General features: G+C 66.5%; 11 protein-coding genes. 5 read left to right on the top strand and 6 right to left on the bottom strand.

Features of this window, described 5'->3' with window-relative positions; genetic code table 11:
• Positions 1–77: 77 nt before the first annotated feature.
• Entirely contained in the window at positions 78–515 is a 438-nt protein-coding gene (locus C5E41_RS24230; RefSeq protein ID WP_104378053.1) for a hypothetical protein, read from the bottom strand.
• Between the two features lie 280 nt (positions 516–795).
• On the opposite strand from C5E41_RS24230, the gene C5E41_RS24225 reads away from it, so the two are divergent.
• Both C5E41_RS24225 and C5E41_RS24220 read left to right on the top strand, forming a co-directional pair.
• The gene (locus C5E41_RS24225) at positions 796–1,095 is read left to right on the top strand and encodes a hypothetical protein (protein ID WP_146097666.1); all 300 of its coding nucleotides are present in this window, start codon (positions 796–798) and stop codon (positions 1,093–1,095) included.
• A gap of 459 nt (positions 1,096–1,554) precedes the next feature.
• Positions 1,555–3,921 (top strand): heavy metal translocating P-type ATPase, encoded by a 2,367-nt coding sequence (locus tag C5E41_RS24220; protein WP_104378051.1) that lies wholly within the window; start codon positions 1,555–1,557, stop codon positions 3,919–3,921.
• Positions 3,922–4,007: 86 nt separating this feature from the next.
• Here the strand turns inward: C5E41_RS24220 and C5E41_RS24215 are convergent, their stop codons facing one another.
• Genes C5E41_RS24215 through C5E41_RS24205 form a run of 3 tightly spaced genes read right to left on the bottom strand, consistent with a single transcriptional unit; the run spans position 4,008 to position 5,889 of the window.
• Positions 4,008–4,421: an arsenate reductase ArsC gene (locus C5E41_RS24215; protein ID WP_104378050.1), complete on the bottom strand. Its 414-nt coding sequence runs from the start codon at positions 4,419–4,421 to the stop codon at positions 4,008–4,010.
• Positions 4,418–5,509, bottom strand: coding sequence for an ACR3 family arsenite efflux transporter (arsB, locus tag C5E41_RS24210; RefSeq protein ID WP_104378049.1), 1,092 nt, complete (start codon positions 5,507–5,509; stop codon positions 4,418–4,420). The genes C5E41_RS24215 and arsB overlap by 4 nt, the downstream gene beginning before the upstream one ends.
• Complete coding sequence (locus tag C5E41_RS24205; protein WP_439956480.1) at positions 5,506–5,889, bottom strand: ArsR/SmtB family transcription factor; 384 nt, start codon at positions 5,887–5,889, stop codon at positions 5,506–5,508. Before C5E41_RS24205 ends, arsB begins: the two co-directional genes overlap by 4 nt.
• A 339-nt stretch (positions 5,890–6,228) precedes the next feature.
• On the opposite strand from C5E41_RS24205, the gene C5E41_RS24200 reads away from it, so the two are divergent.
• Genes C5E41_RS24200 through C5E41_RS24190 form a run of 3 tightly spaced genes read left to right on the top strand, consistent with a single transcriptional unit; the run spans position 6,229 to position 9,099 of the window.
• Entirely contained in the window at positions 6,229–7,023 is a 795-nt protein-coding gene (locus tag C5E41_RS24200; RefSeq protein ID WP_104378048.1) for an enoyl-CoA hydratase-related protein, read from the top strand.
• Between the two features lies 1 nt (position 7,024).
• Positions 7,025–8,161, top strand: a complete 1,137-nt coding sequence (locus tag C5E41_RS24195; protein ID WP_104378047.1) for an acyl-CoA dehydrogenase family protein — start codon at positions 7,025–7,027, stop codon at positions 8,159–8,161.
• A 41-nt stretch (positions 8,162–8,202) separates the two neighbouring features.
• Positions 8,203–9,099, top strand: a complete 897-nt coding sequence (locus C5E41_RS24190; protein WP_104378046.1) for an SDR family oxidoreductase — start codon at positions 8,203–8,205, stop codon at positions 9,097–9,099.
• Positions 9,100–9,220: 121 nt separating this feature from the next.
• Here C5E41_RS24190 and C5E41_RS24185 read toward each other — a convergent pair whose 3' ends face one another.
• Positions 9,221–10,243: a DUF7064 domain-containing protein gene (locus C5E41_RS24185; protein ID WP_104378071.1), complete on the bottom strand. Its 1,023-nt coding sequence runs from the start codon at positions 10,241–10,243 to the stop codon at positions 9,221–9,223.
• Between the two features lie 43 nt (positions 10,244–10,286).
• Positions 10,287–11,327 carry a phosphotransferase family protein gene (locus tag C5E41_RS24180; RefSeq protein ID WP_104378045.1) on the bottom strand — a complete coding sequence of 347 codons (1,041 nt, stop codon included), beginning with the start codon at positions 11,325–11,327 and terminating at the stop codon, positions 10,287–10,289.
• Positions 11,328–11,331 lie beyond the last annotated feature (4 nt).

The raw sequence follows: 11,331 nt of genomic DNA, 5'->3' as shown, positions 1-11,331 counted from the left end.
TCTTCTTCCTTCTGAACGACTTGGTAGGTCTTCTGAAGGATCACGCGGTGACCACCCTTTTCCCGGCTACGACACGCTCAGATTTGGTCTGACGCCCGAGTCGTACACCATCCTGCTGGACTCAACCAACTGATCGGCACATGCCGCGCCACACCCTGATGGAACACGTCCCACGGATCCAGCCCGAGGTCGGCCCGTACCATCACCGCCATCGAGAATCCGTACAACCACAGTCCGGCATACAACGCGATCAATCGACGAACCAGCACCGCCCCAGCGTGCCCGCGACCGGACACCGCAGCCAGAGCCAATCGCCGATCACTGGACCGCATTACGGCATCCACCGCGCAGACCACCACCGCACCGGCACACGCTCTGTCACAGTGACGTTCAGGCGGGCCGCCGATGCCCCCAGTCGGCGCAACGAGGGCTCGCGCGTCGTCTTCGATCTCGACGATCTCGAAGACGTGGCCGCTGTCAGCCGACTTCTTGATCAGCCCACCCCCTTTCAGCACACGTCAACAATGCGAGACCCGACTGAGTGGTCTGTCAAGCCGGGCGCTGCCTACGCTCGACGATGCCCGGGCGGCACGGTGGCGAGGTAGGTGCCTGCGCCGCGGCAGCGCACGAGATAAGGCCACGACCCGGCTGGCGTCGTCGGTATGCCGGCGCATGCTGTCGGTGGCGCCGGTGTAGGTCCGCGCCTCGGGGTCGCCAGGGGTCGACGGGGCGGCCGCTCCGAAAAAGTCTGCGCAACCCCTTGACACGCGCCAGCGCTCTGCAGGGGTGGTGCGTATGACCGCAAGTAGAGCCGTTGTGACGGCGGGAAGCAGCGCAGCCGGAGGTCTCACCGGCGCCGTACTGACCGGCGCCGGACAAAGCGGCCTCACCGACGTATTGATGACGCTGCTCCTGGCCCTGATCGGCATCTTCGTATCGACAGCACTGGCTATCGCAATCGTGGCGGTGGTCGCCGGAATCCGCGCAACCTTCGCCGGCACACCCGAGACCCGGAAAACGGCGCTGACGGTGTTCACCACCGCCATCGACGCACTCCGCGCATTTCTTTGGGGCTGCCCCGCGGGCGGAAGCTGATCGCGGAGTAGTGGCCACGTTGTCCGACACAGGCGCGACAGGTGTTCCACCTCGAGCCGCCACCGGTTTCTCGATACCTCCGGCCGGGAACACGACGTCATGGTGATCGCCGATCGCATCGTCGGTGACAGTGCAACCATCTGCACCGCGAGCTTCTATATCGACTTGACCAGAACCCTTGCTCACAGCGAGCGGGCGGCATTGGCCGAGACCCGGCCCGAGCTCATCGAACATCGCACCGTGATCAGATCCGCCCGCCACGGCTGCCCGTTCTGTGACGTTGTACCCACTCCCTGGAATCTTCGTCCCCTGCCCGTGCCGGTGCCGATGCTGGATCGTCGAGATGAGGCAAGCTTGCGCGAAGGAGCGTGTGTCGCATCCGCGGGGTGCGCAGGTGCCGGTCCAGCGGTATACGCGTGGGGAGGTCGATGAGGACGACCGCCCGGGAGAGGAGAGCCTATGGTTGCCCAGGACTCGGCGATGGGCAGGTGGGCCGGTAGGGTTCGGCGGTGGGTCGAGCCGGCACTGCTGGCGGTGGTGGCTGTCGCGCTGATCGGTGGCCTGATCGCCTGGGCCGCAGGGTTTTCCGGGGTGGCGGACGGGTTCTGGATCGCGGCGACCGTGGTGGCGATCGTGCCGGCGGTGTGGTGGATGGTGGCCACCGTGTTGAAGGGACGCGCGGGGGTCGATCTGATCGCGGTGCTCTCGCTGGTCGGCACGCTCGTGGTGGGCGAATATCTGGCGGGTGCGTTGATCGCGGTGATGCTGGCCACCGGTCGCACGCTGGATGCCGCCGCGGAACGGCGGGCCTCCCACGATTTGCGGGCGCTGCTCGAGCACGCGCCGCGGTCTGCGCGTCGCCGCGTCGGGGGCGAGGTCACCACGGTTGCGCTCGACGATATCGCTGTCGACGACGTCGTTGTCGTCGTGGCCGGTGAAGTGGTGCCGGTCGACGGACGGATCATCGGTCCCGCCGCTGTGCTCGACGAGTCGGTGCTCACCGGGGAGCCGCTGCAGGTCGAACGCGAGGTCGGGGAGCCGGTGCGCTCCGGCGTGGTCAATGCCGGCGCGACCTTCGAACTGCGTGCCACCGCCACTGCGGAGGCCAGCACCTACGCCGGGATCGTGCGGCTGGCTCAGGAGGCCGGTGCGGAGAACGCGCCGGTCGTTCGGCTGGCCGACCGATACGCGACGTGGTTCCTTCCGCTGACGCTGCTCGTGGCGGCGGGTGCCTGGGTGTTCAGCGGCTCGCTGGTGCGGGCGGTAGCGGTGCTGGTGGTGGCGACGCCGTGTCCGTTGCTGCTGGCCGCGCCGGTGGCAATCGTGTCGGGGCTGTCGCGTGCCTCCCGGCAAGGGGTGATCATCCGCAGCGGCGGCGCGTTGGAAAACCTCGGGCACGCAACAACTTTGGTGATGGACAAGACCGGCACCCTGACAGCGGGCAGGCCCGCGGTCACCGCGGTGATCGCCGCCCCGGGCGCAGGCTCCGCCGAGGCGATGCGGCTCGCTGCCTCACTCGACCAACTGTCACCGCATGTGCTGGCCGAAGCGATCGTCACCGAAGCGCTGGCCCGCAATCTGGCGTTGTCGTTGCCCTCGGATGTCACCGAGCAGGCCGGACGCGGAGTGCGCGGTGTCGTCGAAGGCCACCGGATCGAGGTCGGGAAACTACCCGATGCCGCCACCACTGCCGACTGGGCGCGCGCGGTGGTCAACCAGGCGAGCCTGGACTCGGCGGCGATCGCGTGGATCACCGTCGACGACCGCCTCACCGCCGCGATCCTGCTGCGCGACCCGCTGCGCCGGCACGCGCCGCGCACGGTGCGACGCCTACGGCAGGCCGGGTTGAACCGGCTGGTGATGCTGACCGGTGACCGCCCCGAGCCCGCCCGCGAGGTGGGCACTGTCCTGGGACTCGACGAGGTCTACGCCGGACAGAGCCCCGCCGACAAAGTGCATGCCGTACAACGCGAACGCGAGGCCGCCACCACGGTGATGGTCGGTGACGGCGTCAACGACGCCCCCGCCCTGGCCGCGGCCACCGTCGGAGTGGCCATGGGTGCGCGCGGTTCGACCGCCTCGTCGGAAGCCGCCGATATCGTGCTGGCCACCGACCGCCTCGACCGGCTCGCCGACGCGATGGACACCGCGCGCTGGTCACGCCGGATCGCTGTCCAAAGCGCTGTGGCCGGCATGAGCATGTCGCTGGTGGCCATGGTCATCGCCGCGCTGGGCTGGCTCCCGCCCGCGGCCGGTGCGCTGCTTCAGGAAGCCATCGATGTCGCGGTCATCGTCAACGCACTGCGCGCGCTCCGCGGTAGTCCCGCCGCCCGCACCCACCTGCCTGCCGAAACCGGCCGGCTGCTGCATCGCTTCGCGGGTGAGCACGACGAACTGCGCGATACCCTCAGCCTGTTGCGCACCTCCGCCGACTGCCTCGCTCAACGGTCCGATCACACGGCACTGTCCGCGGTCGAGGACGCCTACACCTTCCTGGTCGACCGGCTGCTACCGCACGAAACAGCCGAGGAGACCCAGCTGTATCCGAGGCTGTCCGGGCCGCTGGGCAGCGGCGAAGCCACGGCCACGATGAGCCGCACCCACGCCGAAATCCAGCGGCTGACCACGCGCATCGGCACCCATCTACAACTGGCCCGCTCCACCGGCCGCGTCCCAGCGGACCAGCTCGACGATCTGCTCGCCTGCCTCTACGGCTTGCACGCCCTGCTGCAACTGCATTTCTTGCAGGAAGAGGAGAACTACTTCACCCTCACCGATGATGAACCCGACACTCCACACGACGTAGCGCCCTCACTACAGCAGTGAGAGTCCGTCCATCTCTTTTCTCGGGGTAACGGCTGGTCGAGCGCCCGTCGCAGTCGAGTGATTGTTCCTGCCACGGTTTCCGACTTCTACCAGGTGGTGTGGATGGCGAGTTCAGTGAGCAAGTCGCGGATGCGGCGTTCGATTTCGTCGCGGATGGGGCGGACCGCGTCGACGCCGAGGCCGGCGGGGTCGTCGAGTTTCCAGTCTCGGTAGTCGACTCCAGGGAAGTAGGGGCAGGTGTCGCCGCAGCCCATGGTGATGACGATGTCGCTGGTTTCGACGGTGTCCGGCGTGAGGATTTTCGGGGTTTGGGCGGTGATGTCGATACCGACCTCGGCCATGGCTTCGATGGCCGCGGGGTTGATCCGTTCGCCGGGTTCGGTTCCGGCGGAACGGACTTCGACGCGGTCGCCGGCAAGGTGGGTGAGGAAGCCTTGTGCCATTTGGGAGCGTCCGGCGTTGTGGACGCACACGAACAACACCGACGGTGCCGGGCTCACCGCGCCACCTCCACCGAAGCGTCGGTGTGGGTGGAGCGTTTGCGGAGGGCGAGGGAGACGTAGACGAGTCCGACGAGTACGGGGACTTCGATCAGCGGGCCGACGACTCCGGCGAGGGCTTGGCCGGAGGTGGCGCCGTAGGTGGCGATCGCGACGGCGATGGCGAGTTCGAAGTTGTTGCCCGCGGCGGTGAACGCGAGAGTGGTGGTGCGTTCGTAGCCGAGGCCGACCAGGCGCCCGTAGAGGTAGCCGCCGCCCCACATGATGGCGAAGTACGCGAGCAGCGGCACCGCGATCCGCGCGACGTCCCAGGGGCGGGAGGTGATTTGATGGCCTTGGAGTGCGAACAGGATCACGATCGTGAACAGCAGCCCGTAGAGGGCCCAGGGGCTGATCCGCGGTATGAGTTTCGACTCGTACCAGTCCCGCCCGCGAGCACGCTCACCCAATCGGCGGGTGAGGAATCCGGCGACCAATGGAATGCCGAGGAAGATCAGTACCGATTTCGCGATCTGCCACGGTGAGGTGTCGATGGTGGTTTGTTGCAGGCCGAGCCATCCGGGCAGGACTGAGAGGTAGAACCAGCCGAGTACGGCGAACATGACAACCTGGAAGATCGAATTCAACGTGACCAGGACCGCGGCGGCCTCGCGATCTCCGCAGGCCAGATCGTTCCAGATGATCACCATGGCAATGCATCTGGCGAGGCCGACGATGATCAGCCCGGTGCGGTATTCGGGCAGATCCGGCAGCAGCAGCCACGCGAGGGCGAACATGAGTGCGGGCCCGATCAGCCAGTTCATCACGAGGGAGCCGATGAGCAGGCGGCGGTCGCCGGTGACGCTGTCGAGGCGGTCGTAGCGGACCTTCGCCAGCACCGGATACATCATGATCAGCAGCCCGATCGCGATGGGCAGCGAGATCCCGTCGACCTCGACCGCGGACAGGCCGTTCCCAAGGCCGGGGACAAGGCGACCGAGCAGCAGACCCGCGGCCATCGCGACACCGATCCAGACCGGCAGGAACCGATCCAGCGTCGACAGCTTGGCGACCACCGCGGGATGGGTGGCGTGCGCGGTGGCGCTCAAGCCACCACCTCCGATCCGGCCTGCCGGCCCAGTACCAGCGACAGCCGCCGCAAGGCTTCGGGCACCACGCGGTAGTAGACCCAGGATGCGCGGCGTTCGCTGGTGACCAGCCCGGCCTCGCGCAGCACCTTCAGGTGGTGGGAGATGGTGGGCTGGGTGACGTCGAGTCCGTCCGAGACATCGCACACGCACGCTTCCCCGCCGGCGCGTGCGCCGATCGCCGACAGCACACGCAGCCGCACCGGGTCGGCGAGGGCTTTGAACATCACCGCCAATTCGGCGGCTTCGCCGCTGGTCAGCGCCCGGCCGATGGTTTCTGTGACCTGGCATCCGGCCTGTTCGGCAACCGGTACCGCGACATCCACCCGTTGATTAGACACACGTCGATATTGACCGAAATCGATATCGAGGGCAAGTGAATTCTGGGCGACGGCTCCGGGCGCGGAACCAGAAAGGGGTTATCCGGTTGCGGTGTGGGCCGGGCGGGTGAGTGCAGCGAGTGGCTTCTCGACAGGCGCACCATCCGGCGGCGTCGGCACCCCCGGAAGCGGCGCCTACCACGGGAAAGCAGGCTCGATCGGTTCACTCGTATGAGTGAGTAGAGAGTTCCATCGACCCCCTTGCATGTCCGACACGCCTAAAGCTACTGTTATGCAAATGGTCAGTCCTAATGACCACAAGTTCTCGCAGCTCACCGCAATGGAAGGACACCAAGTCTGATGACCGAGTTCACCGACATCACCTATGAGGTCGACAACGGGCTGGCGTGGATCACTATCAACCGGCCGGAGCGCTACAACGCATTCCGCGCGCAGACCGTCGACGAACTGGTTATGGCGTTCAAGCGCGCCTGGGCCAGTAGTGAGGTCGGTGTCGTCGCACTGACCGGCGCCGGTGACAAGGCGTTCTGTGCGGGCGGCGACCAGAAGCAGCGTATGGAGACCGGCGACTACGGCCCGTCGGCGAGTGGCCTGTTCGAGGTGGACGCCCTGCACCGGGTCATTCGCGATACCCCCAAGCCCGTCATCGCGGCGGTCAACGGCCTGGCGATCGGCGGTGGCCATGTCCTGCACGTGCTGGCCGATCTGACTATCGCCGCCGACACCGCACAGTTCGGCCAGAACGGTCCGCGCGTCGGTTCCTTCGACGCCGGCTTGGGTTCGGGTTATCTTGCCCGCGTCGTGGGCGAGAAGCGAGCGCGGGAAATCTGGTTCATGCTGCGCCGGCTGTCCGCCGAAGAAGCGCTGGACTGGGGTCTGGTGAACAAGGTCGTGCCGGCCGCCGATCTCAAGGCGGAGGTGCGGGCCTGGGCAGACCAGATGCTCGACTTCTCACCGACCGCCCTCAAGGTCCTCAAGCAGTCGATGAACACCGACACCGAGCACTTCGTCTCGATCGGCACCATGGCCTACTCCACCCTGGCGATGTTCGGTGAAACCCCTGAAGCTCAGGAAGGGATCACCGCCTTCAACGAAAAGCGCAAGCCCGACTTCTCCCCATACCGGGGGAAGTGAGTTGCTCTTCACATCCGAACAGTGTGAGTTCGCGGCGGCGGTAGCCGAGTACTGCCGCCGCCGACTCGCGACAGTCGCCCAGCGCGACGCGGTCACAGCCGGCGGAACGCTGTCCAACAGCCCCGAGGTGCTGGCCGACATGGCCCGCAACGGCTGGCTGGGCGTGTCCTTGCCTGCCGAATTCGGGGGTGGTGGTGCGGGGTTCGTCGACGAATGCATATTCCTCGAGGAATCCTCGCGGGGTCTTGCCCCGATCACCGGATACTCGACCGGCCTGACCGCGGCGCAAACCTACCTGCGGTGGGGCACCGACGAACAGAAGAAGACCATCGTCGCCAACCTCGTCGCCGGGCGCCTCGAAGCCATCGCGCTCAGCGAGCCCGGCGCCGGATCCGACCTGGCAGGCCTGCGAGTCAGCGCGCGACGCGACGGCGACCGCTACCTGATCAACGGCCAGAAGACGTGGATCTCAGCCGCACACGTGGCTGAACATATCATCGTCCTGACCCGTGAAGACAGCTCGGGCGGCAAACATCAAGGCATGACGCTGCTGATGGTGCCGACCGACGCACCCGGCCTCACCATCCGCGCTATCGAGACGATGGAAGCGCATACGTGCAACGACGTCTACTTCAGTGATGTCGAAGTACCCGCCTCGGCGGTCGTGGGCGAACCCCGCAACGCGTGGAAACAGCTCATGCGCGGGCTGAGTATCGAACGCCTGATCATCGCCGCGATGAGCATCGGCGGTGCGAGACGTGCACTCGATGATGCGGTTGCCTATGCGAGGGAACGTGAGCAGTTCGGCCGCCCGCTCGCCACCTTCCAGGCCCTGCGGCATCGTCTCGCCGATCTGGCCACCGACATCGAGCTGGCGCGCACGTTCGTCTACGACGTCGCGACGAAGATCGACGCCGGTCTGGAGGACGATCTGGCTCGCGAGAGCGCCATGGCGAAGATGCGTTGCACCGAAGTTGCCAAGCACACGACTCTCGAGGCGATGCAGATGATGGGCGGCTACGGGTACGCCCGCGAATCCGGCATGGAGGGCCAGGTGCGGCGCGCCCTCGCACCGCCGATCTACGGCGGTACCAATGAGATCCAGCGCGAAATCATCGCCAAACACATCGGCTTGTGAACAGGCCACCGGCTCGAATCATCGAACAACGAGGTGCATTGATGACCGATACGACCTTCTCCCCGAAGCTGTTGTCCGGCAAGAGGATTCTGATCACCGGCGGCGGAACCGGGCTCGGCCGCGGCGTGGCGCGACATCTGGTCGAACACGGAGCCGAGGTTCATTTGTGGGGCCGTCGTGCGGCGGTCCTCGCCGAGGCAGCCGAGGAAGCGTCCGCCGCCCGCCCCGGGGCGGTTCTCTTTCATACCGTCGACGTCCGCGACTACGACAACGTCGATGAGACGATGGGCCGGATCTGGGCCGAACACGGTCCGTTAACCGGTGTGGTCAACAATGCGGCTGCCAACTTCATCGCCCAGACGAAGGACCTGAGCCCCCGTGCGTTCCAGGCGATCACCAGCACGGTGATGAACGGCTCGTTCCACACCACCCACGCCGCCGGCAAGCGCTGGATCGCCGACGGGCTGCCCGGCAGCGTGTTGTCCACGCTGACCACCTGGGTGTGGACCGGATCCGCATTTGTCGTGCCGTCCGCGATGGCAAAAGCGGCCGTGCACTCGATGACCATGTCGCTGGCCGTGGAGTGGGCCAAGTACGGCATCCGAGTCAATGCGCTTGCCCCCGGCCCCATTCCGACGGATTACGCGTGGGAAATGCTGAACCCGACCGATAAGTCGTCGGTCGGAGCGACGCAGGCCGACCAGATTCCGGCCGGGCGAACCGGGACCATCGAGGAGCTGGCCAACCTGACGATGTTCTTGCTGTCGGACGCGTGCGACTACCTCACCGGGCAGACCATCGCCATGGACGGCGGACAGATGCTCGCCGGGCCCGGCACCTTCGCCGGCTTGAACACTCTCACCGACGCCGACTGGGAGCAGATCAAGGAAACCAGTAAGGCGGCCTCCGCATCGAGCAAGGCCCAACGAACCGTGTGAGTCCACCACAGCTCACGAACAGAGAGGGTGCGCATCCACAAGATGCGCACCCTCTCTGTGTGTGCGTGGGTGTCCGACCGACGCCGTTCGACAGCTCCTCGGACCGTCCCGCTGCCGCCGGTCAGATCGACGGGCGGTACTCGTAGGTGCTGCTGCGGGTGAGCGCGAATTCGAGAATTCCCGTACCCAAGACATTTCCGAGAGTGAAGTGGCACAGCCGGTCCGTGAGCGCCGAATCGAGCGAGCGCGGGGTCACCGAGCCATCGAGGGGGTACCGGTCCGATTCAACCTGATCGATTCCCGACGATCTACCGTGGTGGCCGCCGTAGCCGGCGCCCGCCATGAAGCCGCCACCGGCGCGCGCGTCGGCGTGCACCGAATAGCGCTCCCCCGCCGCCGTGTCGACCTGGACCTCCCCTTCGATCAGATCGAGATCGGGGCTGAACACCAGCGCGTGACGGACATCGATGATCGGATCCAGGCGGCCGTTCTCGTGCATGACGGCGCCTTCGAGGAGAAGCCGGTCGTGCGAACGGGTTTCGACCAGCAGGAAGCCGATCGAGAAGTCCGGGAACTGCGCTTGATACCAGATGTGCAGGCCCTGCCCGCCCGCCATCGTGCGTACGCCCCGGGACCGATCGCGCTGTCCGTACCATCCGTCCACCGACTGCTGCCGGCCGGCGATGGTCAGCGTGCCCTCGTAGCGGCCGGACTGGAACAGGTGGTCGAAGGAGGTCCGTTGCGCGGAGGTGTTGGTGACCGCGACCTCACCGAACCAGGCGGGGGTGCGGGCCCGCCAGGTCAGATCGAATTCGGTGTCTATCTCGTTGGGGCCCAGGCGTAGTCGCCACCGCTGATTGGGTTCGAGCACCTCGAAGCGGAAGGGGCCTGCGCCGTCTCGGTCCGTGGCTGAGAGCCGACTCGAAAACCGCAGGTTGCGTTGTTCGGTCTCGCCACTCACGACGACGAAACCATCGACCGTGTCCTTGGGCGGATAGATCCCGAAGCCCATGATGACCGACGGCGCCGTGGCATCGACGGGGTGCATGTTGAACATGAGTCGATCGAAGAAGCCGTCCGGAAGATCGGTGACCTCGGGTCCGACGAGTGGATCGTGGAAGGTGTCATTGCATGTGTTCGTCATCGAAAACTCCTTGTGGTTCGCGTGCACCGCGGATATCGCGCCGCTAGGCCGTTGCGCCGAGACCCGCGAGGCCGGCCGCGTGACGCGCATCGTCGAGGAAGCTCTGTACCAGCGCGGGATCGGAATAGTAGGGATCACCGATTCCGTCGAGAACGCGCCGGCGGCTGTATTCGTACAGGACGGCAAGCTTCCAGAGCGCCAGCGTCGTATACCAGGCAAGGTTCTCGAGATCTCGTCCGGTGCGCGCGTGGTACCGCTGTGCGAGTTCGGCTTTGGTGGGGTAGCCGGGTTCCAGCATGGCGGCGCTGAGCTGGGCGGTCGGATTCATCGGCCGGCCCGGCTCCGGGACCGTCGCGAGAAGGTAGCCGACATCGAGCAGCGGATCACCGATCGTGGCGAGTTCCCAATCGAGCACCGCCGCGATGCGGCCCGGGGCTTCCGGGGCGAGAACCACGTTGCCGATGCGGTAGTCGCAGTGGATGAGTGTCGCGCCCGATTCCTCGGGGGTGTTCGCCTCGAGCCAGGCGTCGATATCGGCGAACTCCGCCGGGGGATTTCCCTCGGCGTCGGCGACGAGGCGGCGCATCCGCCGAAGGTGCCTGGCGTTGAAGCCTTCCGGACGACCCAGGCGTTCCAAACCGACGGCGCGCCAGTCCACTTCGTGGAGACTCGCCAGGGTGTCGATCATGCTGTGGCCGACGGCACGTCGTTGCTCGGCCGTGTCGAGCGGCGCGGGTGTGCGTGTGGTGACGACCGGGCCTTCGGCGAAGCTCATCACGTAGAACGGCACGTCGAGGACCTCGCCCGCGGCGGCCACCGCGAGAACCTCGGGTACCGGCACCCCGGTCGAGCGCAACGCTTGCAGAAGCGTCGCTTCCCGGAGCATGTCGTTGGCGCCCGGCGGAATCGGCGGGGGCGGGGGCCGGCGCACGACCACACCGGCGGTGCCGTCGCTGACCAGGTAGGTCAGGTTCGAGTGGCCGTCGCCGATGGCCTTGGTGGTGATCGGGCCGGCGAGAATGCCGCGGTTTTCGAGAAACTTCCCCAGCGCTTGCCGGGTGTCGGAAGTCCATTCCCATGCCATATCC

It is taken from the genome of Nocardia nova (genome assembly GCF_002933465.1).
Classification (GTDB): domain Bacteria; phylum Actinomycetota; class Actinomycetes; order Mycobacteriales; family Mycobacteriaceae; genus Nocardia; species Nocardia nova_B.
The sequence above is the reverse complement of the archived record's forward strand: the minus strand, read 5'-3'. Positions and strand labels throughout refer to the sequence as shown.

Coding starts and splice junctions, on each gene's coding strand:
- C5E41_RS24225 (WP_146097666.1), top strand. CDS start 796: ATGACCGCAAGTAGAGCCGTTGTGACGGCGGGAAGCAGCGCAGCCGGA.
- C5E41_RS24220 (WP_104378051.1), top strand. CDS start 1,555: ATGGTTGCCCAGGACTCGGCGATGGGCAGGTGGGCCGGTAGGGTTCGG.
- C5E41_RS24200 (WP_104378048.1), top strand. CDS start 6,229: ATGACCGAGTTCACCGACATCACCTATGAGGTCGACAACGGGCTGGCG.
- C5E41_RS24190 (WP_104378046.1), top strand. CDS start 8,203: ATGACCGATACGACCTTCTCCCCGAAGCTGTTGTCCGGCAAGAGGATT.
- C5E41_RS24185 (WP_104378071.1), bottom strand. CDS start 10,243: ATGACGAACACATGCAATGACACCTTCCACGATCCACTCGTCGGACCC.
- C5E41_RS24180 (WP_104378045.1), bottom strand. CDS start 11,327: ATGGCATGGGAATGGACTTCCGACACCCGGCAAGCGCTGGGGAAGTTT.